This is a genomic window from Bradyrhizobium manausense (assembly GCF_018129685.1).
GTDB classification, from domain to species: Bacteria; Pseudomonadota; Alphaproteobacteria; order Rhizobiales; family Xanthobacteraceae; genus Bradyrhizobium; species Bradyrhizobium manausense_D.
Window position 1 is genome coordinate 14272 of record NZ_JAFCLG010000016.1, and the last position, 20211, is coordinate 34482.

The following is a 20211-nucleotide window of genomic DNA, read 5'->3' on the forward strand; positions in this document are numbered from 1 at the left end:
ATGCCGCTAGATTGCGCTACCATCCTGGGCTAGTGTTTTTCTCGAACCGGTCAAAAATCGGCCGTTTGAGGGAGAAAAACGTGAGATCCAAGGTTATTGGCGCAGTTACGTTGGCGGTCGCTGCAGTCGGGCTGTTTGCTGCCGCTGCACCCGCATTTGCGCAGCAAAAGACGATTACGGTCTGGTGGGGCAAGGGCTTCTACCGCTCCGAAGACGACGCGCTGCTCGACACGATCAAGAAGTTCGAAGCCAAGACCGGCATCAAGGTCGAATTGTCGCAATACGCGATTCAGGACATGATTCCGAAGACGGTCGCCGCGCTCGACGCGGGCACCGTGCCCGATGTCGCCTATTCCGACACATATGACGTGCAGGTGCAGGGCAAGTGGGCCTTCGAGGGCAAGCTCGAAGACCTCTCCGACGTCATGGAGCCGATCAAGGACCGGTTTGTGCAGAACACGCTGGACGCCTCGATCCTCTACAACGACGTCGCAAAGAAGAAGGCCTATTACGGCTTCCCGCTGAAGCAGCAGAGCATGCACGTCCAGATCTGGAACGACATGCTGGAGAAGGCCGGCTTCAAGCTGAGCGACATTCCGACCGACTGGGCCGGGTACTGGTCGTTCTGGTGCGACAAGGTGCAGCCGGCGATCCGCAAGGCCACCGGCCAGCGCATCTATGCCGTCGGTCAGCCGATGGGCGTGGAATCCACCGACGCCTTCCAGTCGTTCTACACCTTCATGGACGCCTATCACGTCAAGCTGGTCGACGATGACGGCAAGCTTCTGGTCGACGATCCCAAGGTGCGCGAGAATCTGATCAGCGCGATGAAGGACTACACCGACACCTACATCAAGGGCTGCACCCCGCCGTCCTCGACCACCTGGAAGGACCCGGACAACAACGTCGCCTTCCACAATAAGACCATCGTGATGACGCACAACTTCACGATCTCGATCGCGGCGAAGTGGTTCGAGGACTCGCAGAACCAAGCCCTCACCCAGGAGCAGCGCGACGCCGGCAAGAAGGCCTATGAGCAGGACATCATCACGGCGTCCTTCCCGAAGGCGCCTGACGGTTCGACCATCCGCTACCGCTCCGACGTCAAGACCGGGCTGATCTTCACCTCGGCCAAGAACAAGGCCGAGGCCAAGCAGTTCATCAGCTTCCTGCTCCAGGAAGAGAACGTCCGTCCCTATATCGAGGGCGCGCTCGGCCGCTGGTTCCCGGTGACGAAGGAAAGCCAGGCCAGCCCGTTCTGGCAGGCCGACAAGCACCGCAAGGCGGTCTATGCCCAGTTCACCGGCGGCACCGCGCCGTTCGACTTCACCAAGAACTGGAAGTTCACGATCCTGAACAACGAGAACATCTGGGCCAAGGCGATGAACCGGGTCGTCAGCGAGAAGGTGCCGGTCGACAAGGCGGTCGACGAGATGATCGTCCGCATCAAGCAGGTTGCAGGCTAAGTTGTCTTGCTTCCTCTTCCCGCTGGTGTGGGGAGAGGCACAACGCTAACACCGGCCGCCTCGTGCGGCCGGAAGTCCTTTCAAAGAGTCCCAAAGAATGGCGATCACGCTCTCTGGCGATCAGTCGATCCCCGCTCCGCCCCTGTCGTCGCGGCTGACCACGACGCAGGTCTGGGGCATCGCGCTGCTCACGCCCTACCTGCTCGTTTTCCTCGCCTTCGTCGTCTATCCCGTCTGCTATGGATTGTGGCTGGCGCGGGCGCCGTCGAACTATGTCGCGCTCTACAACGACCCGATCTTCGCGCGCGCCGCGGTCAACACGCTGATCTTCCTGGTCATCGGCATCAATATCAAGATGGTGATCGCGCTGTTCCTGTCCGGCTTCTTCGCGCAGCAGCGCACCTGGATCAAATGGCTTTCGGTGATCTTCATCCTGCCCTGGGCGGTGCCGTCGATCCCGACCATCCTGTCGGTGCGCTTCATGCTCAACCCCGAATGGGGCATGATCAATCACTACATCTTCGCCTTCACAGGCGATGACGGCCCGAACTGGCTGAACGACCCGACCGTAGCGCTGACGATGGCGATCGGCGTGCACATCTGGAAGTCGCTGCCGTTCTGGACGATGATCCTGATCACCGGGCGCCTTGCGATCGCGCAGGACCTGTTCGAGGCCGCCGAAGTCGACGGCGCGAACTGGTGGCAGAAGTTCCGCTTCATCACCTGGCCGTCGATGCAGACGCTCTACATCACCTGCACGCTGCTCTCGATGATCTGGACGCTGGGAGACTTCAACAGCGTCTATCTGCTCACCGGCGGCGGCCCGGCCGACCTCACGCACGTGCTGTCGACGCTCGGCATCCGCTACCTCCGGCTCGACCAGCTCTCGCTAGCGATGGCCGCGATCGTCTGCGCGATGCCGTTCGTCCTGCCGCTCATTTACTTCATGATGAAACGGTTGTCGCGATGAAGCTTCCCTCTCTCCGTGACGTCGCGACGGAAGCGCGGCTTCTGCTGATCGGCATTCCCGTCTTCCTGTGGACGATGATTCCGATCTATCACATGTTCCTGTTCGCGATCTCCCCGAAGGAAGATGCGTTCTCGGGCAAGCTGTGGCCCGACCATCCGACGCTGCACAATTTCGAAATCGTCTTCAAGCAGCAGCACTATTTCCTGCGCGACTTCTACGTCCAGTTCTGGAATTCGCTGGTGATCGCCGCCGCCGTCGGGGTGCTGACGCTGTTCATCGCGACCGCCGCAGCGTTCTCGATCTCGCGGTTGAAGGTGCCAGGCGGGCGCTTGGTGATGAACCTGGCTCTCTTCACCTATTTCATCCCCGCGGCGTTCCTCGCCGTGCCGATGTATCGCACCATGGGCAATTACGGCCTGCTCAACAATCACTGGGCGCTGATCCTGGCGATGGTGACGATCGCCTCGCCTTACGCGATCTGGGTGCTGAAACAGGCTTCCGACAAGCTGCCGGTCGAACTGGATGAGGCCGCGGTGATGGACGGGGCCACCACGCTGCAGATCTTCCGCCTGGTCTATCTGCCGCTGATGATGCCCTCGCTGGTCGCGATTGGCACCTACGCGGTGCTGCTCGCATGGAACGAATATCTCTACGCGTTCCTGCTGCTCTCGAACGACCGCGAGATCACGCTTCCCGTCGCCCTCGGCAACTTCCTTGCTGCCGACGACTCGCCGTGGGAGCTGCTGATGACGACCGGCTTCATCTACGCGCTACCGCCGGCCGCGGTCTATTACGCCTTCCGCCGCTATATGGTGGGCGGCCTGACGGCGGGCGCTGTGAAGTCCTAGAGCGCGGCTAAGCGCTGCGCCTTCACCGAGGAACGCAGCGCCGGGTTCTCAGGCCGCCTTGCGCACCGTCTGTAGAAACTCTGCGACGGCCTGTTTGAGCGCGCGCGCCTGATCCTGCAAAGCGGAAGCCGCGGTGAGCGTCGCCTCGGCACCGGCATCGGTCTCTCCGGCCACGGTGCGGACCGCGCCGACCTGATCGGTCACGGCCGCCGTCCCGTTCGCTGCCTGCTCGACGTTGCGGGCGATCTCGCTGGTCGCGGCGCCCTGCTCCTCGACGGCCGAAGCGATCGTGGTCGCGATCTCCGTCATCTCGGCGATGGTCTTTCCGATCTGACCGATCGCGGCGACAGACTGTCCGGTCGAGCCCTGGATCTCGCTGACGAGCCCCGCGATCTCCTCGGTCGCGCGCGCGGTCTGGGTCGCAAGGCTCTTCACTTCGTTTGCGACCACGGCAAACCCCTTGCCCGCATCGCCTGCGCGCGCGGACTCGATGGTGGCATTGAGGGCCAGAAGATTGGTCTGGCTCGCGATCGCCTGGATCAGTTGAACCACCGTGCCGATACGCTCGGCAGAATCCGACAGCGCGCGCATCAGCGCCTCGGTGCGGGACGCCTCCACCTTGGCCTGGTCCGAGACCGACACGGAGCGCGCGACCTGGCTCGAAATCTCCTTGATCGAGGCCGCCAGTTGATGCGTCGCGGCAGCAACGGTCTGCACGTTCGAGGACGCCTGGGCCGATGTTGCGGCGACCTGCTCGGCGAGCGAGCGGCCACGCTCGGCGACGCGGGCAAGACTTTCGGCGCTATGCCCCATCTCCTCGGCGCGACTCGAGACGCCGCCGATGACGCCCTCCATGCCACTATCGAATCGATCGGCAAGCTGAGCCATCATCGATGCACGTTCGGTCTCAGCTGCAGCGCGCTGCGCAGCGGCGTCCTGCTCCATGCGCCGTACAGTCTGCGCGTTCTGGCGGAACACTTCGACCGCTGCAGCCATATGACCAATTTCGTCGCCGCGCTCGCCACCCGGGATCGCCTCGTCGAGTTCGCCTGCGGCAAGGCGCTGCATGCGCAATGTCATCTGACCGATGGGCCGCGACACGCTGCGTCCGATCAGCCAGGCAAGCAACGCGCCCAGCGCAAGCGCGAATGCTGCGACCGTGGACACGAGATTGCGGGTTTGATCGACCGATCCGGCCGTCAACCGGCTCTGCTCGGTGCGCGTCGTACCAAGAGCCCGACTGATCTCGGCGGCCTTGGCGTCGATCGCGCTGCTGGATTTGACGAGGTCGGCTTGTGCCTTGCGCAGTTCGCCCATCGCCGCAGAAAGCTCCGTCAACATCGCCGATTGGTCGGCAATGACCTTCTTCAGGGCTGCGATCAGGCTCTTCAGTCGCGGCGCCTCAATTTCGGCAATCTCGGCTTCGCTATCCGCAACCGCGGTCAGCGCATAGCCGATCGCCAGCGCAGCGTCATCGCCATCGGCCTGGGCCTGGGTGATGGTGTAGCGCAGCATCGCGACGCGCATCGCGTCCACCGTGCCGGCCAGACGCAACGGCTGGAGCAGGCGGTCCGGCTGGTTCGCCAACGTCACATTGATCGCGCCTACGTCGAGGCCGGCCGAGGCGCCGAGCGCCTCGCTCCTGGTGCTGGCATTGCGCAGGCGATCAACCGCGCCGGCGACCGCCGTGAAGGACTTTCGATAGATATCAAGCGCATCCACCAGCGCGCCTCGACCGGCGGCAATCGCCGGCAGACGGGAGAACTGCTGATCGACCTGATCAAAGGTCTGGCCAAAACCGTCGATCGCCTTCATGGCGCTGTCGCGGTCACCGAGATTGCGTGTCCGAACGAATTTTTCGACGGTAACGTTCGCCGAAAGCAGCGCGGCGTGCACCCTCGCCATGCCGGCATCGCCATCAGCGCTGGTGACGAGGTCGCCGACGGTGCCTCCGATCTCGGACAGCTGCAGGACGGCGAGCAGCGCCAATACGCAGAGGAAACCCAGCACGAGTGCGAAGCCGCCGAAGATACGCGGACGGACCCCGATGCGTGACAGGAGCAATGACAGGTTCATGGTGCCTCCCGCGGAATTACGGCGTAGCCCGGATCCGCGCGAGCAGATCCTTGCCGAAGCGCTTTTCGAATTCGGGCTCCAACGGCTTCACGGCATCGATGAAGGGCTGCCGATCGACCTTCTCGATGATCTCCATGCCGGCCTCGCGCAGTTCCTCGAGCTTCTTCGTCTCTTCCGCAACGCCACTCTGCCAGGTCGCCTCCGCGCCGGCCTTGGCGGCGGCAATGATGGCGGCCTGGTCGGCAGGCTTGAGGGCCTGGAACACATCGCGATTGGCGACGAAGGCGATGGGAGCAAAGAAATGTCCCGTCAGGCTGGCGTATTTCTGCACTTCATCGAGATGGCTGGTGGCAATCGTCATGACCGGATTCTCCTGCCCGTCGATCCGGCCGTCCTTCAACGCGGAATACACCTGGGTGAACTCCATCGGCACGACCTCGGCGCCCAGCGCCTTGAAGGTCATCTGATAGACGTCGTTCGGCAGCACGCGGATCTTGAGCCCTTGGAGATCCGCAGGCGAACGAATCGGCCGCTTTGAATTGGTGACGTTGCGAAAGCCCTGCTTGCCGATCGCAAGCAGCACCAGCCCCTTGTCGAAGAAGTGCTTGGCGAGCAGAGCACCGACCGGCCCTTCCGCAACCGCCTTGGCTTGCGCGGCATCGCGGAACAGAAACGGAACGTCGAACACGCCGAATTCCGGCACGGCAGAGCTGACCACGGAGCCGGACAGCGTCGCCATGTCGACCACGCCACTGCGCATTGCGGCCAGGATCGCCGTCTCGCTGCCCAGCGTGATGCCGCCACGGGCATCGAGGATGATGCGACCTGGTGCAATCTCGACGAGCTTGCGGCGGAATTCGTCCGAGCCAATTTGCTGCGGAGACTGCGGCGCGCCGTTATACAGCAGCGACACCATCTGCGTCGCGCCGGCCGACGGCCGAATCGCAAGACACAACAGCGCCAGCGCAGCGCTGGCCACACAAATACAGAGCCGCATCATCGCCCTCTCCACAAGCGGCGCGAGGATAAACGGATAAGCTGTATGAATTGTTAACCATGATCTCGGGCGGTGCCGACACCGCCGCCTCTCCTATCACCCCTCGGCGCTCTTGCGTCGATAGGCGAGCAGGAGTGCGATCATCGAACCGAAGAAATATCCAGCGGTCGCGCCAGAGATGGCGCGGCCGACGATAAGAGCCGTCGCACGGTCGCCTGCGTCGATGGCCGAGATGACGCTCACTATGTACTGCAGGCTGAACACGACGAGATTGCGGATCAGCGCGAACGCGCTGCCCGGACGGATGATCTCTCCCGTCTTGTGATCGACTTCGAACGGACGCGGCGTCAGCACGCCGAACGGCAGCAGCACGAGCGCGGCTGCGATCCACGCGACCAGCGGCCATTGGGTATCCTGATGCCCGAAGCCGATCCGCGAAACGCCCCAGGCAATGAAGACGATGGGGACGATCAACGCCCGCCAGATCGGCGCCTTGCGCGGCTGCATCGATTTGATGCCCTGCCAGACCAGATAGGCGAGCAGGATCCAGACCCACGGCGGCGTATGGACCAGGATTTGATAGACGAACATCATGACCCATTCTCTCTAGAGAGGCGCTGCGCTCTCGCCCCGCGAGCTCGACAGCTTTGACGCGAGCGAAGCCAAGACAATGACGACCGCGATCAGGGCGATCACCAGCGTGCAGATCGCATTGATCTCCGGCTTCACTCCCAGCCGGACCTCGGAATAGATCCGGATCGGGAGGGTTGCCGATCCCGGCCCGGTGGTGAAGCTCGCGATCACGAGGTCGTCGAGCGACAGCGTGAACGCGAGCATCCATCCGGCGACGATCGCGGGTGCGATCAGCGGCAGCGTCACCGACAGGAAAGCGCGGGCGGGGGCGCAGCCGAGGTCCATGGCCGCTTCCTCCAGCGAACGGTCGAGCGAGCCGAGACGCGACTGCACGACGACGGCGACGAAGCACATCGTGAGCGTGGTGTGCGCGATCGTCACCGTCCAGAAGCCGCGCTCGGCATTCAGCGCGACGAACAGCAACAGCAGCGACAGTCCGGTGATCACCTCCGGCATCACCAGCGGCGCATAGAGCATGCCTGAGAACAACGTGCGGCCGCGAAAGCGCTCACCGCGCGACAGCGCCACCGCAGCCAGCGTGCCAATCAGCGTGGCGATGGTCGCGGAGGCGACTGCGACCCGCAGGCTCATCCAGGAGGCCTCGATCATCGCACGGTCGTCAAAGAACTCGTAATACCAACGCAGCGACCAGCCGCCCCACACCGTCACCAGCCGCGAGGCGTTGAACGAATAGATCACGAGAATGAGGATCGGCAGGTAGAGGAAAGCGAGCCCCAGCGCGAGCGAGGCAACGTTGAAGCGAGACAGGCGAGAGACTTTGCGCATCTCACTGCTCCTCCAGCTGCCGCCGCTGCAGCCGCTCGTAGAGCAGCAGCGGCGCCAGCAGCACCACGAGCAGCACGATTGCCGCAGCCGAGGCGACCGGCCAATCCTTGTTGGTGAAGAACTCGAGCCAGAGAGTCTGGCCGATCATCAGCGAGTTGGAGCCGGCCAGAAGGTCCGGGATGACGAATTCGCCGACGATCGGAATGAAGCAGAGCAGCACGCCGGCACCGACACCCGGCAGCGACAGTGGGAAAGTGACGAGCCAGAACACCTGCCAGGGTGGCGCGCCGAGATCGGCGGCGGCTTCTTCCAGCGCCGGCTCCATCTTGGCGAGCGTGGCGTAGAGCGGCAGGATCATGAACGGCAGATAGGAATAGACGATGCCGATATACATCGCGGTATCGGTGGAGAGCCACACCACCGGCCGGCTGACCAGATGCAGCGCCAGCAGGATCCGGTTGAGCAGGCCGTCGTGCTGAAGGATGTTGATCCAGGCATAGATGCGGATCAGGAACGACGTCCAGAACGGCACGATCACCAGCACCATCGCCACCGCCTGCCAGCGCTTCGGCAATCGCGCCATGCCATAGGCGATGGGATATCCGATCAGCAAAAGCAATGCGGTGGCCGTCACGGCCACGGTCAGGCTGCGCAGATAGGCGAACACATAAAGGTCGTCCGAGACGAGCAGTTTGAAATTGTCGAGCGAGAGCGCGGCAAAGGCCGCCTGGATCGCCGTCCATCCCGCCGTCAGGTCGAACACCGGTTCGTAAGGCGGCTGCGCGATCGCCGTCTGCGACAGGCTGATCTTCAGCACGAAACCGAACGGCACCAGGAAGAACAGCACCATCCAGACATAGGGGGCGATGGCGGCAAAGCGCGCCGGCCGCGCGAAAATCCGGCGCCCGCTCATGACGGCAGCACCACGCAGTCGTCAGGAGTGAACCAGGCGACGACGTGCTGATCGACACTGTAGGCATCGACATCGAGCCGCGCGCTGTTGATCACCGAGGCCTGAAGCATCCCGCCCGTATCAAGCTTCACCCGGTAGGTGGTGGTGCCGCCGAGATAGCAGATGTCGGCGATCACGCCGTCCAGCCGGTTGATCGCGGCTTCATGACCGGCCTCGCCCACGGGACCGCGACGCGACAGCTTGACTTTCTCGGGTCGGATCGCGACCGAGAATTTCACCTCACCGAGCGGCTGGCGCGGCTCTGCCACCACCAGGGTGCCCGCATCGCGCGTGCCGATGACCAGGCGATGACCATCGCGCAGCCTGGACTCGGCGTCGAACAGATTGATGTCGCCGACGAACTCCGCGATCCAGCGCGAGCGCGGCGCCTCGTAGAGCTCGCGCGGCGCCCCGACCTGGGCGAGCTTTCCCGATTTCATCACGCCGATTCGGCTCGCCATCGTCATCGCCTCTTCCTGGTCGTGGGTGACGATGATGAAAGTCATGCCAAGCCGGCGCTGCAGCTCCATCAGCTCGCCTTGCGTGCTCTCGCGCAGCTTCTTGTCGAGAGCCGCGAGCGGCTCGTCGAGCAGCAGAAGCTGCGGCCGGCGCGCCAGCGCACGGGCCAGCGCGACGCGCTGGCGCTGGCCGCCGGAGAGCTGGTCGGGCTTGCGCTTCTCGAGCCCCTCGAGCTTCACCAGCGCGACCATTTCCGCAACGCGCGTCGCGATATCGGCACGCGCCATGTTGGCGCGCCTGAGGCCGAAGGCGATGTTGTCGCGCACCGACAGATGCGGAAACAGCGCGTAGTTTTGGAACATCATGTTGATCGGTCGCTCATGCGGCAGCGCCGGCGCGATATCCTTGCCGCCGAGCAGGATGCGCCCCTCATCCGGAGACTCGAAACCCGCAAGCATCCGCAGCAGCGTGGTCTTGCCGCAGCCACTGGGGCCCAGAAGCGCAAAGAACTCGCCGGCCTTGATATCGAGCGACACCCCGTCGACCGCGCGGAATGTCCCGAACGCCTTCGCCACGCTCTCGATACGCAGCAGCGGCTCGCCCGCGGCCGGATGCGCATCTCCAGCCGAACGAGCCACGGCGTCTGTTCCAGGCAATTCGTCAGTCATCGTCCCTGCCAACCCCAATGCCGCCGCACGCTAGCGGCGGATCGGCTTTTGCTCAACCGGCATCCGCCATGAATGCAGCCAGCGCCTCGCGGTCTGCCGCCGGCATGGTCAACCCCAACTTCGAGCGGCGCCACAGGATGTCGTCGGGGAAGCGCGCCCATTCACGGGTCATGAGATAGCGCACCTCGGCGCCGGTCAGGTCGGGGCCGAAAGCAGGGCCGAGTTCATCACGCGTCTTCGCTTCGCCGAGGACAGCCGACAGCCGCGAGCCGTAGGCCGCAACAAGGCGCCGGGCCTGCGGCTCGTCGAGAAACCGCCAGCGGTCGCGCGCGAGGTCGATCTCGGTCTCGAAACGATCCCAGGCGAAATCGCCACCGGGCAACGGTGTGGCAGCAGTCCAGGGCCGCGACATCGGATAGAACGGCGTCATCAGCGTCACCGCCCGCTCGGCGCGAAGGCGCGAGGTCGTGACGTCGCCGCCGACCATCGTCAGCAACGGCGCCTTGCGCCGACGCGCGTGGAACAGAGTCGTCCCGTCGCGTCGCCGCGCGGACACGGGCGACAGGTTGACACCGGAGAGCGTGCGCACCACGTCGGTCGGCGCAACGCGCTCGCGGACATAACGGCTCACGGCTTCGCAGAGATAGCTGACATCGGCGCCCGGCATGGCGACGATGGCCGGATCGCCGGTGAAATCATGCGTGACGGTGCCGATCAGCGTGAAGTCGCGCTCGAACGGGGACGCAAAGATCAGCCGGCCGTCATTGTTCTGGAACACATAGACATTGTCGGATTCGAACAATTTGGGCACGACGATCTGGCTCATCTGCATGGCCGCCATGGCCGCTTGCGGCTGCCGCAGCACGGTCTCCGCGACCATGGATGTCCAGCCGCCAGTGGCATTCGCCAGCGCGCGGGCCGTGATTGTGCGGCGATGGCCGCGGTCGACCACCGCGAGCCGCCAGGTATCGGTTCGGTCGGCGCGCACACAACGCGCCCCGGTGTGGATTGCGGCACCACGTTCAGCGGCGTCCAGTGCCGTCAGCACCACCAGACGCGAATCGTCGACGACGCAATCGCCATATTCAAAGCCGATGCCAAACGGGCGCTTCAGCGCGTTGCCGACCGGATGATGCGTGATGTCGAGCGTGGCCGATCGAGGCAGGCCGCCGCGGTTCGCCAGCGCGTCGTAGACATAGAGGCCCGTGCGCAGCAGCCATGGCGGGCGCTCGTCGGAATGGGCGGGGATCACAAATCTCATCGGCCGCACCAGATGCGGGGCGATCCGCAGCCAGGTCGCCCGCTCGGCCAGTGCCCGGCGCACGCGCCAGAAACCACGCCGCTCCAGCACCGACAGATCGCCATGGATCAGCCGCGGGGTCGCCGACGAGGCGGCACCGCCGAGATCGCCCTGCTCTACGAGAATGACCCGCAGCCCACGGCCGGCAGCATCGCGTGCGAGACTGACACCGTTCAGGCCGCCACCGATGATCGCGAGGTCGTAATCCGCCATGAAGCCGTCGAGATGGAGCGAGGTCCGTGCTCGACACCACTAGCCGGTCTTGAGCGCAAGCTCCATGGCCTCGACGCGGCCGACGAGGCCGGCATATTTTCCGATCGGCAGCGGCTTGCCGAGCAGATAGCCCTGCACGCCGTCGCAGCCTTCCTTGGCCAGGAAGCTGAGCTGGTCGATGGTCTCGACGCCCTCGGCAATGATCGACATTTCGAGGCCGTGGCCGAGATCGATCACGGCGCGAACGATCGCGGCCGATTGCGGGTTGCGGCCGAGATTCATGATGAAAGCACGGTCGATCTTGATCTTGTCGAACGGGAACGCCTGGAGATAGCTCAGCGAGGAGTAGCCGCTGCCAAAATCGTCCATGGAGATGCGGACACCCAGCGCCTTGAGACGGCGCAGCAGCGCCAGACCGCGATCAAAGTCCTCGATCAGCACGCCCTCGGTGATTTCGAGCTCGAGCCGGCCGGGCGCCAGCCCCGTCTCGATCAGGATCGAATGAACCAGCCCGACCACGTCGCCGTGCATGAACTGCGCCGGCGACAGATTGACGGCGACCTGCATCGGCTTCGGCCACGACGCGGCCTCGCGGCAGGCCTCGCGCAGGATCCACTCGCCCATCTCGACGATCAGGCCGCTTTCCTCCGCGATCGGGATGAATTCGGCCGGCGAGACCTGGCCGCGCACCGGATGCTGCCAGCGCGCCAGCGCCTCGAAGCCGATGATCTCGCTTTCGGCGACGCTGTTGCGCGCGATGCCCTGCGGCTGGAACGCCAGCGACAGCTCGCCGTTCTTGATCGCCTTCGACAGGTCCTGGTGCAGCACGCGGCGGTCGCGGATCTGCTGGTCCATCTCGGGCTGGTAGAGGCTGATCGTGCCGCGCGACTTCTGCTTGGCGCGGAACAGGGCCGCGCCGGCATTGGCAAGCAGCGAAGCGCCGTCGGAGCCATTATGCGGGAAGACCGACATGCCGGTGGTGATGCCGGCGCGGACCGCGCGGCCGTCGATGTGGAATTCCGGCGCGAGCGCCTCGCCGAGCTGCTGCGCCAGCGCAAGGCCCGCATCCGGCTGCTTGCCGTCGATGATCAGGCCGAATTCGTCGCCGGACAGGCGCGCCACCAGGCCGCCACGTGCGGTGTCCTGGAGCCGCTGCGCCACCTCGATGAGCAGCTTGTCGCCAAGCGCGTGACCGAACACATCGTTGACCTCCTTGAGGCCGTCGAGATCGACGCAAAGAACCGCGAATTCCTCGTCGGTCCCTTCGCAGGCCTCGATCATCTGGGTCAGAGCCTGAAGGAAGGCAGCGCGGTTCGGCAGGTCGGTGAGGCCGTCGTGATAGGCCATGTGCGCCATGCGCGACTCGGTCTGCCGGCGGTTGGTGACGTCCTCGTGGGTCTTGATCAGATATTGCGGCTCGCCGGCATCGTTGAGCACCGTGGCGCGCCGGGTCAGGAACAGGCGCAGGCCGTCCTTGGTCGAGATCGGATGCTCCTCGGTGATCATCCCCCGCTTCTTGATCGCGGCTTCGTCGCGCGCGATGATCAGCTTGGCTTCCTTGGCGTTGAAGATGTCGGAAGCGGTCAGGCCCGTCGCTTCCTCGCGCTTGCGGTTGAGGATCGTCTCGGCGCTGCGGTTGGCGAGCAGATAGCGGCCGTCCTTGACCTGCTCCACGATCAGCGCCACCGGAATATTGTCGACGACGAGTTCGAGGAACTTCTTGGTGCTCTCAAGCTCCTGCGACAGTGATTGCCGATCGGTGATGTCCTCGAATACGATCAGCAGGAATTCCGGCTTGTTGCTCTCATTGCGGACCACGATCCGGATCGAGGCCACCATGCGCCGGGCCTGGTCGCGCCGGACCTCGACCTCGAATTCGTTGCGATACTGTCCTTCCGGCGCCAGCAATGCGGCCCGGTCGGTCGACTCGATGCTCTCGGCCGATTTCGGACCGAACAGCTCACGCGCATTCTTGCCGACGACCTCGTCCCGCGAAAAGCCCCAGAAGCGCTCATAGGCGCTGTTGGCGAAGATATAGCGACCATCCTCGATATTCTTCGCGGCGACGCAGGCCGGTACGTTGTCCAGCACCGTTTCCAGAAACTGCTTCGTGGAGGCGAGCTGCCGCGACAGCTTGCGCTGTTCGCTGACGTCGAGATGGGTCGCCACCGATCCGCCGTTCGGCAGCTCGAAATATTTGACCAGGATGGCGCGGCCATCAGGCAGTTCGGTGATCAGGCCGTTGGGGCTCGCCGCCTTCTCGTAGAACTCCTCGTCGGAGACGCCGAGGACACCCCGCTGCCGCCTCAGTTCGAGGATATCGTAGCCGGTCATGTCGGACCAGAGGTCCGACCTGACCAGGCCATAGATCTCGAGATAACGGTCGTTACAGAAGATGATGCGGCGCTGCCCATCCGTCATCACCACGCCCTGGTTGAGGTTGTTCATGGCGGAGGAGATGAACGCGTTGCGCCGGAGCTGCGAGCGCCGGGCACGACGCAGTGCGGAATTGATCCACACGACGATGGCGGTCAGCAGCGCGCAAACGACAATGCCGCCGATCAAGGCCTCCCAGATCAGGCTGGGCTCGAGCCCGTCGAGATAGGCCGACACAGAAGAAGGTTCGGCGCGCGCAGGCGTGATCGCTCCTGCCAGGCAAACGACGACCTGCACAGCAATCAGAACGGTGCTGCCCGCGTGCCAGTTTCTCTCAGCCATCAGCCACCCGCGATTTCAACTGCGGATTGTCTGGCTTCACGGGTTTGGATCGGGTAAACGCCTGTACGCCCAACAGAAAAATGTGACGCGAAATACGGCAATTGCCCTGACATGATAAATGTTTTCTTAATGGAGAACGGCCGCGCGGCGCGTTTCCCTGGCAAACCAGCGCCATCGGCATCTTCAGCGGGACCTCTGAATAGCGATGGATAGGGTCGACTGCGTCGTCATCGGAGCCGGCGTGGTCGGGCTCGCGGTGGCAAGGAGGCTGGCACAGGCCGGGCGCGAGGTGATCGTGCTCGAGGAGGCCGAGGCCATCGGCACCATCACTTCCTCGCGCAACAGCGAAGTGATCCACGCAGGGATCTACTACCGCGCCGGAAGCTGGATGGCGCGCATGTGCGTCAGCGGCAAGCACGCGCTCTACCGCTATTGCGGCGAGCGCGGCATCCCGCACAAGAACTGCGGCAAGCTGATCGTCGCGACCAATGCGAAGGAAACCGAGAAGCTGCAATCGATCAAGGCGCATGCCGAGGCCAACGGCGTGCTCGACCTGCAGTTGCTCTCGGGCGAGGCCGCGCGCGCGCTGGAGCCGGCGCTGGCCTGCGACGCCGCCCTGCTGTCGCCGTCGACCGGCATCATCGACAGCCACGCCTACATGCTTTCGCTGCGCGGCGAAGCCGAGGCAGCCGGTGCTGCCTTTGCGTTTCACACACCGCTGATCCGGGCCAAGGCGGGGGCCGGCGTGATCGAGATCGAAGCCGGCGGCGAGGCACCGATGACCTTGCAATGCGACCTGCTCGTCAACGCCGCCGGGCTTTCGGCGACGACGGTGGCGCGCCACATCGACGGCATGCCGCTCGACAGGATTCCGCCGGCCTATCTGGCCAAGGGGAACTATTTCAGCTGCAATGCGCGCGCGCCCTTCTCGCGCCTGATCTATCCGGTGCCCGAGCCTGGCGGGCTAGGTGTGCATCTGACGCTGGACATGGCGGGACAGGCGCGCTTCGGCCCTGACGTCGAATGGATCGAGACGATCGACTATGAAGTCGATCCGTCGCGCGCCGAGCGCTTCTATCCAGCGATCCGCAAGTACTGGCCGACATTGCCCGATGGCGCGCTGATGCCGAGCTATTCGGGCATCCGCCCGAAGATCGTGCCGCCCGCGGTGGCGACGCAGGATTTCCTGATGCATGGGCCGCGCGACCATGGCGTCGCGGGTTTGATCAATCTGTTCGGAATAGAATCGCCGGGGCTGACATCATCGCTCGCGATCGCAGACCACGTCGCGGAGCTCGCGGACATCTGAGGCGCTTTCGAGCAAGGTGGTTACCCGTTCAGGAAGACGCGTCTAAACGAACCGTACCGCGCGACGATCGTCGCGCAGTGCCCAACCTTGCAGCAGGGATGAGCGCAAAGGCTCTCATCCCTGCCTGAAAGGATACGGTCAAACTCTACGCTGTTACGGGGGTTACTAGTGAAGCGTGTCGCCGGACTGCTTCAGTCGTTCAATCTGGTCCTTGACCATCAACTTGCGGCGCTTCAACTCAACAATTTGCAGGTCGTCTGTTGAAAGGTGCACGAGAGCTTCGTGCAATTCGTTTTCGAGAGTTTTGTGCTTCCGTTCCAATTCAACCAGATGTGCCTGAATTGTCATTCGAAACCTCCTCGGTAGGGGTGAACCTTGGATTCGATCCGGGCAAGGAAGTGTACATCACCGATTCGTTCTGTCGATATGTATCCGTCGTAGCTCCGTCATTTTTGAAAATTCATATGTAACGAAGCGTGAGTAGGGAACTCCGCACCGAAAAATCCATGATATCAATGCGCTCGCGCAACTCCGCTTCGAATCACTGGAATATCTTGCGGGAGAGCGGTGCGTGGAGGTGGCAGATCGCTTGCGGTCACGCCGCGCAAGGACGATAATTTCTACAGGGCATCCACAGCCTAGTCTCAAGCCTATCGGTTTTCGGCCACCGCAGACATGACCAATGAAGACGAGCGTGAACTCGAAGCCGAGCTCACCCGGTTGCAGCAGGAACACCGAGATCTCGACGCGGCGATCGATGCACTGCATCAATCGCCTGCCCCCGACCTATTGCGGTTACAGCGGTTGAAGAAACGCAAGCTGTTGTTGCGCGACCGTATCGCCTTCATCGAAGACCAGATCACGCCCGACATCATTGCCTGATCCACAAGCGGTCACGCGTCATCGCGCAGGAATTCCCCTTGACTCAAAAAGAACAAAAGAGGAACATTAATCCCGCCGCCCAAATGCCCCCAAGACCGCCCCAAGACCGCCCCAGGACCCGCAAGGACACAGCAGATGTCAGTTCCCGCCCGTCTCGACAACAGCCATTACGAACAGGCCTGCGATCAGGCGATTGCCATGTGCGACGGCAATCTGCGCAGCACCATCAAGGCGCTGATCATGGCCAACGAATATCTGGAAGCCGAACTGGAAGAATTGCAGGCGGCGATATCGGCCGGCTGCATTCCCGAAACCTCACGTAGCAAGATGCGGAGCAAAAGCAGCGCCGCTTGAGCTTCAAAGCGCGATCAGGTCGCGCTTTGCTTTTTCTGAGCATGATCTTATCGGAAAGCCGCTTCACCCTTTTCCGGATCATGCCCCACCGGAGCAACGCCATGTCTGACGTGACCTATTACGTTGCAATGCCTTTCCTGATCGATGCCGACGGATCGCCTGTCGCCGGCACCGCAGAAGAATGCCAGAGTTCTACGGCGGCGCTGCGCCGCGCCGAGGCCCTGTCGCATGGCGCCGGCCATATCGGCGCAGTCGCGTTCAGCCGCAGCGGCGATCCCATGACGGGAGAATTCGGCGACGCCACGCTGCTGCGCAAATTCGGCAACGTGCCCGAAGATCTCGCTACGCTTTAACGCTCGCTACGCACAAGCCTGATCCGTGGCTCGTGCCGCCGCTGCGCCTTGCGCACATACATGGCGGCATCCGCCTCCTCCAGCGCGCGGGCGGCATCGGATTGCGCGCCGAGCAGCGCTACGCCGGCAGAGGCACCGGCCGTCACCTGCTGGCCGCGAAAGACGAAAGACAATTCGTCGATCGCCTGCTCGAGGATGACAGCCTTCGCCTTGGCATCGGTCTCGCTGAGATTCCAGAGCAGCAGCGCAAACTCGTCGCCGCCGAGACGCCCGACGACGTCCGAAGCGCGGATCTGCCGCGTCAGCGTATTGGCGATCGCCTTCAGCACCTCGTCACCGGCGGCATGACCGAAGGAATCGTTGATCGGCTTCAACCGGTCGACGTCGAGCACGATCAGCGCGCCGCTGGCGCGGTAGCGCTTCATGTAGGCGATGGCGCGCTGGAGCTCGCGCTCGAAGCCGCGCCGGTTGGGAATGTCCAGCAGGAAATCGGTATCGGCCGCAGCCTCGAGCTCCGCGACGCGCCGCAGCGCTTGCGTCAGCTTGGTCCGCAAGCCACGAATGATCGCCTTGCGGCCGTCCTTGCCCGTGTCCCTGCTCGTGTCCTTGGCGGCGGACGCGCGGCGCGACGCCGCAGCCCGCCCGGGTGCCGTTTTCGATCGGCGCCCGCTGGTCTTCCGGCCCTTTTTGGCCTTCGCAGCGGTCGCCCTTTTTGGTTTCTTCATGGGCATCCTGCTCAATGAAAGGCTTGCGGGGATTCACCAAGACAGGATAGTGCATTCCCTTCTCCTTGCCACCGCCTTGCGAGCCGCCGGCCGGAACCGATAATCTGGCCTATCTTTCTGTTTTCCGAGCACAATTGACGTCATGACCGCGCCGATCGCCATCATCATGGGAAGCCAGTCGGACTGGGAGACGATGCGGCACGCCGCCGATACGCTCGCAGCGCTCGGCGTCGCCTCCGACACCCGCATCGTTTCGGCCCATCGCACCCCCGACCGTCTGTTCACCTTTGCCAGGGGCGCCAAGGCTGAAGGCTTCAAGGTCATCATCGCCGGCGCCGGCGGCGCCGCGCATCTGCCCGGCATGGCCGCGGCGCTGACCGAACTGCCCGTCTTCGGCGTGCCCATCGAATCCAGGACGCTGAAGGGCATTGATTCGCTCTATTCGATCGTTCAGATGCCCGCCGGCATTCCGGTCGGCACGCTCGCGATCGGCAAGGCTGGTGCGATCAACGCGGCGCTGCTCGCCGCAAGCGTGCTGGCGCTGTCTGACCCCGCCCTGTCCGATCGCCTCGCCGCCTGGCGCAAGGCGCAGACCGAGGCGGTTGCCGAGCGCCCGGAGGACAAGGCGTGACTGACGCAAAGCAGGTGAAGCTGAAGCCCGGCGACACCATCGGAATCCTCGGCGGCGGACAACTCGGGCGGATGCTGGCCATGGCCGCGGCGCGGCTCGGCCTGCGCTGCCAGGTGTTCTCGCCCGATCCGGATTCGCCGGCCTTCGACGTTGTGCTGAACGCGACCTGCGCCGAATATGCCGATGTCGAGGCGCTCGAGCTGTTCGCCCACGATGTCGACGTCATCACCTACGAATTCGAGAATGTGCCGTCCGCAGCCGCCATGGTGCTGGCCGCGCGCCGCCCGGTGCTGCCCAACCGCAAGATCCTCGAGACCACCCAGGACCGCTTCGCCGAGAAGGATTTCGTGACGAAGCTCGGCATCGGCACCGCCGCCTATGCCGACGTTACGTCGGTCGCATCGCTGCGGGAGGCGATCGCCAGGATCGGCCTGCCCGCGGTGCTGAAGACGCGCCGCTTCGGCTATGACGGCAAGGGCCAGGCCATCATCCGCGAGGGCGACGACATCGCAAAGGTCTGGACCAGCCTCGCCACCAAATCCGCGATCCTGGAAGCCTTCATCCCGTATGAGCGCGAGATCTCCGTGATCGCCGCGCGCTCGGCTGCGGGCGAGGTCGAATGCTTCGACGTCACCGAGAACGAGCACCGCGACCACATTCTGAAGATTTCCCGCGCGCCTGCGCCGATCCCCGACGCACTCGCTGAAGAGGCGCGCAGCATCGCCGGCAAGATCGCAACCGCGCTCGACTATGTCGGCGTGCTCGCGGTGGAGATGTTCGTGCTCGCCAATGGCGGCGGCTCCAAGGTGCTGGTCAACGAGATCGCCCCGCGCGTGCACAATTCCGGACACTGGACGCTCGACGGCGCGTCTGTCTCCCAATTCGAGCAGCACATCCGCGCCATTGCCGGCTGGCCTCTCGGCAAGCCGGTGCGCCACGGTGACCTCGTCACCATGACCAATCTGATCGGCGACGAAATCAACGATTACGAAAAGTGGCTGACCGTTCCCGGTGCCACGGTGCACCTCTACGGCAAGGGTGCACCGCGCCCCGGACGCAAGATGGGCCACGTCACCGAAGTCAGACCATCAAAGGGCAAGTAGGGGACCGCAGCCAGTGCTGCGATCCCTTGTCGGCATCACGCCGTCTTCACGCCCGCCACGACGCCTGCGGGCTCCTCGCTGAGCCAGCGGTAGATCACCCCGCCCAGCGCGCCGCCGACCAGCGGTGCGATCCAGAACAGCCAAAGCTGCGACAGTGCCCAGCCACCGACGAACAGCGCGGGTCCCGTGCTGCGCGCCGGGTTCACCGACGTGTTGGTGACGGGAATGCTGACGAGATGGATCATCACCAGCGCCAGCCCGATCGCGAGCGGCGCGAAACCTGCGGGCGCGCGGCCATGGGTCGCGCCCATGATGACGAACAGGAACATCATGGTCATCACCACCTCGGTGACGAAGCAGACCACCATGCTGTACTGGCCGGGCGAATGTGCGTCGTAGCCGTTGGAGGCAAAACCCTTGGTGACATCGAAGCCAGGCGCGCCGCTGGCGATCACATAGAGCAACTCGGCGGCGACGATCGCACCGCAGACCTGAGCGATCACGTAAGGCAGGATCTGGCCTGCGGGAAACCGTCCGCCGGCGGCAAGGCCGACCGTCACCGCCGGGTTGAGATGGCAGCCCGAGATATGTCCGATCGCATAGGCCATGGTGACGACGCTCAGGCCGAAGGCCAGGGACACGCCGACCAGGCCGATGCCGACCTGCGGAAAACCAGCCGCGATCACCGCGCTTCCACAGCCTGCGAATGTGAGCCAGAACGTGCCGATCGCTTCGGCAGCATATTTCTTCATGTCCATGGTGCGTCTC

20 protein-coding genes are annotated in these 20211 nt (G+C 63.9%); 9 read left to right on the plus strand and 11 right to left on the minus strand.

All coding sequences use genetic code 11. The annotated features are described in order from the left end of the window. Positions 1–80: 80 nt before the first annotated feature. From JQ621_RS27115 to JQ621_RS27125, 3 genes are all read left to right on the plus strand, one after another. On the plus strand, positions 81–1466 hold the full coding sequence (locus JQ621_RS27115; protein ID WP_212238948.1) for an ABC transporter substrate-binding protein: 1386 nt from the start codon (positions 81–83) through the stop codon (positions 1464–1466). A gap of 97 nt (positions 1467–1563) precedes the next feature. Beyond that, positions 1564–2436 carry a carbohydrate ABC transporter permease gene (locus JQ621_RS27120; protein ID WP_212238950.1) on the plus strand — a complete coding sequence of 291 codons (873 nt, stop codon included), beginning with the start codon at positions 1564–1566 and terminating at the stop codon, positions 2434–2436. Beyond that, positions 2433–3284: a carbohydrate ABC transporter permease gene (locus tag JQ621_RS27125; protein WP_212238952.1), complete on the plus strand. Its 852-nt coding sequence runs from the start codon at positions 2433–2435 to the stop codon at positions 3282–3284. Before JQ621_RS27120 ends, JQ621_RS27125 begins: the two co-directional genes overlap by 4 nt. A 48-nt stretch (positions 3285–3332) precedes the next feature. Here the strand turns inward: JQ621_RS27125 and JQ621_RS27130 are convergent, their stop codons facing one another. From JQ621_RS27130 to JQ621_RS27165, 8 genes are all read right to left on the minus strand, one after another. Further along, positions 3333–5360, minus strand: coding sequence for a methyl-accepting chemotaxis protein (locus tag JQ621_RS27130; RefSeq protein ID WP_212238953.1), 2028 nt, complete (start codon positions 5358–5360; stop codon positions 3333–3335). Between the two features lie 16 nt (positions 5361–5376). Further along, on the minus strand, positions 5377–6276 hold the full coding sequence (locus JQ621_RS27135; RefSeq protein ID WP_212239240.1) for a TRAP transporter substrate-binding protein: 900 nt from the start codon (positions 6274–6276) through the stop codon (positions 5377–5379). A 177-nt stretch (positions 6277–6453) separates the two neighbouring features. Then, complete coding sequence (locus JQ621_RS27140; protein WP_212238956.1) at positions 6454–6951, minus strand: DUF6622 family protein; 498 nt, start codon at positions 6949–6951, stop codon at positions 6454–6456. A gap of 12 nt (positions 6952–6963) precedes the next feature. Further along, a complete protein-coding gene (locus tag JQ621_RS27145) occupies positions 6964–7776 on the minus strand; it encodes an ABC transporter permease (RefSeq protein WP_212238959.1) in 813 nt (270 codons plus the stop codon). 1 nt (position 7777) lies between these two features. Beyond that, positions 7778–8689 (minus strand): ABC transporter permease, encoded by a 912-nt coding sequence (locus JQ621_RS27150; RefSeq protein ID WP_212238962.1) that lies wholly within the window; start codon positions 8687–8689, stop codon positions 7778–7780. Further along, positions 8686–9855: an ABC transporter ATP-binding protein gene (locus JQ621_RS27155; protein WP_212238965.1), complete on the minus strand. Its 1170-nt coding sequence runs from the start codon at positions 9853–9855 to the stop codon at positions 8686–8688. Before JQ621_RS27155 ends, JQ621_RS27150 begins: the two co-directional genes overlap by 4 nt. 52 nt (positions 9856–9907) lie before the next feature. Then, entirely contained in the window at positions 9908–11368 is a 1461-nt protein-coding gene (locus tag JQ621_RS27160; RefSeq protein WP_212238967.1) for a glycerol-3-phosphate dehydrogenase, read from the minus strand. A gap of 39 nt (positions 11369–11407) precedes the next feature. After that, positions 11408–14086, minus strand: coding sequence for a sensor domain-containing protein (locus JQ621_RS27165; protein ID WP_212238969.1), 2679 nt, complete (start codon positions 14084–14086; stop codon positions 11408–11410). 205 nt (positions 14087–14291) lie between these two features. Between JQ621_RS27165 and JQ621_RS27170 the strand changes: the two genes are divergently transcribed. Further along, positions 14292–15395 carry an NAD(P)/FAD-dependent oxidoreductase gene (locus JQ621_RS27170; protein ID WP_212238971.1) on the plus strand — a complete coding sequence of 368 codons (1104 nt, stop codon included), beginning with the start codon at positions 14292–14294 and terminating at the stop codon, positions 15393–15395. A 165-nt stretch (positions 15396–15560) separates the two neighbouring features. On the opposite strand, the gene JQ621_RS27175 is transcribed toward JQ621_RS27170, so the two are convergent. Beyond that, complete coding sequence (locus JQ621_RS27175; RefSeq protein WP_212238973.1) at positions 15561–15743, minus strand: YdcH family protein; 183 nt, start codon at positions 15741–15743, stop codon at positions 15561–15563. A gap of 327 nt (positions 15744–16070) precedes the next feature. On the opposite strand from JQ621_RS27175, the gene JQ621_RS27180 reads away from it, so the two are divergent. The 3 genes from JQ621_RS27180 (at position 16071) to JQ621_RS27190 (ending at position 16984) form a co-directional block, all read left to right on the plus strand. Continuing rightward, positions 16071–16277, plus strand: a complete 207-nt coding sequence (locus JQ621_RS27180; RefSeq protein WP_008546179.1) for a YdcH family protein — start codon at positions 16071–16073, stop codon at positions 16275–16277. Between the two features lie 135 nt (positions 16278–16412). Next, on the plus strand, positions 16413–16631 hold the full coding sequence (locus JQ621_RS27185) for a hypothetical protein (RefSeq protein ID WP_212238975.1): 219 nt from the start codon (positions 16413–16415) through the stop codon (positions 16629–16631). 101 nt (positions 16632–16732) lie between these two features. After that, complete coding sequence (locus tag JQ621_RS27190) at positions 16733–16984, plus strand: hypothetical protein (RefSeq protein ID WP_092302760.1); 252 nt, start codon at positions 16733–16735, stop codon at positions 16982–16984. Here JQ621_RS27190 and JQ621_RS27195 read toward each other — a convergent pair. Next, entirely contained in the window at positions 16981–17709 is a 729-nt protein-coding gene (locus tag JQ621_RS27195; RefSeq protein ID WP_212238982.1) for a GGDEF domain-containing protein, read from the minus strand. The two genes, JQ621_RS27190 and JQ621_RS27195, sit on opposite strands and share 4 nt — an antisense overlap. A gap of 142 nt (positions 17710–17851) precedes the next feature. On the opposite strand from JQ621_RS27195, the gene purE reads away from it, so the two are divergent. Further along, positions 17852–18340, plus strand: coding sequence for a 5-(carboxyamino)imidazole ribonucleotide mutase (purE, locus tag JQ621_RS27200; RefSeq protein ID WP_212238985.1), 489 nt, complete (start codon positions 17852–17854; stop codon positions 18338–18340). Beyond that, complete coding sequence (locus JQ621_RS27205; protein WP_212238987.1) at positions 18337–19443, plus strand: 5-(carboxyamino)imidazole ribonucleotide synthase; 1107 nt, start codon at positions 18337–18339, stop codon at positions 19441–19443. The genes purE and JQ621_RS27205 overlap by 4 nt, the downstream gene beginning before the upstream one ends. A 35-nt stretch (positions 19444–19478) precedes the next feature. Here JQ621_RS27205 and aqpZ read toward each other — a convergent pair whose 3' ends face one another. Continuing rightward, positions 19479–20201 (minus strand): aquaporin Z, encoded by a 723-nt coding sequence (aqpZ, locus tag JQ621_RS27210; RefSeq protein WP_212238989.1) that lies wholly within the window; start codon positions 20199–20201, stop codon positions 19479–19481. Positions 20202–20211: the final 10 nt, after the last annotated feature.

Coding starts and splice junctions, on each gene's coding strand:
- JQ621_RS27120 (WP_212238950.1), top strand. CDS start 1,564: ATGGCGATCACGCTCTCTGGCGATCAGTCGATCCCCGCTCCGCCCCTG.
- JQ621_RS27125 (WP_212238952.1), top strand. CDS start 2,433: ATGAAGCTTCCCTCTCTCCGTGACGTCGCGACGGAAGCGCGGCTTCTG.
- JQ621_RS27130 (WP_212238953.1), bottom strand. CDS start 5,360: ATGAACCTGTCATTGCTCCTGTCACGCATCGGGGTCCGTCCGCGTATC.
- JQ621_RS27135 (WP_212239240.1), bottom strand. CDS start 6,276: ATGGTGTCGCTGCTGTATAACGGCGCGCCGCAGTCTCCGCAGCAAATT.
- JQ621_RS27140 (WP_212238956.1), bottom strand. CDS start 6,951: ATGATGTTCGTCTATCAAATCCTGGTCCATACGCCGCCGTGGGTCTGG.
- JQ621_RS27145 (WP_212238959.1), bottom strand. CDS start 7,776: ATGCGCAAAGTCTCTCGCCTGTCTCGCTTCAACGTTGCCTCGCTCGCG.
- JQ621_RS27150 (WP_212238962.1), bottom strand. CDS start 8,689: ATGAGCGGGCGCCGGATTTTCGCGCGGCCGGCGCGCTTTGCCGCCATC.
- JQ621_RS27155 (WP_212238965.1), bottom strand. CDS start 9,855: ATGACTGACGAATTGCCTGGAACAGACGCCGTGGCTCGTTCGGCTGGA.
- JQ621_RS27160 (WP_212238967.1), bottom strand. CDS start 11,368: ATGGCGGATTACGACCTCGCGATCATCGGTGGCGGCCTGAACGGTGTC.
- JQ621_RS27165 (WP_212238969.1), bottom strand. CDS start 14,086: ATGGCTGAGAGAAACTGGCACGCGGGCAGCACCGTTCTGATTGCTGTG.
- JQ621_RS27170 (WP_212238971.1), top strand. CDS start 14,292: ATGGATAGGGTCGACTGCGTCGTCATCGGAGCCGGCGTGGTCGGGCTC.
- JQ621_RS27175 (WP_212238973.1), bottom strand. CDS start 15,743: ATGACAATTCAGGCACATCTGGTTGAATTGGAACGGAAGCACAAAACT.
- JQ621_RS27180 (WP_008546179.1), top strand. CDS start 16,071: ATGACCAATGAAGACGAGCGTGAACTCGAAGCCGAGCTCACCCGGTTG.
- JQ621_RS27185 (WP_212238975.1), top strand. CDS start 16,413: ATGTCAGTTCCCGCCCGTCTCGACAACAGCCATTACGAACAGGCCTGC.
- JQ621_RS27190 (WP_092302760.1), top strand. CDS start 16,733: ATGTCTGACGTGACCTATTACGTTGCAATGCCTTTCCTGATCGATGCC.
- JQ621_RS27195 (WP_212238982.1), bottom strand. CDS start 17,709: ATGAAGAAACCAAAAAGGGCGACCGCTGCGAAGGCCAAAAAGGGCCGG.
- purE (WP_212238985.1), top strand. CDS start 17,852: ATGACCGCGCCGATCGCCATCATCATGGGAAGCCAGTCGGACTGGGAG.
- aqpZ (WP_212238989.1), bottom strand. CDS start 20,201: ATGGACATGAAGAAATATGCTGCCGAAGCGATCGGCACGTTCTGGCTC.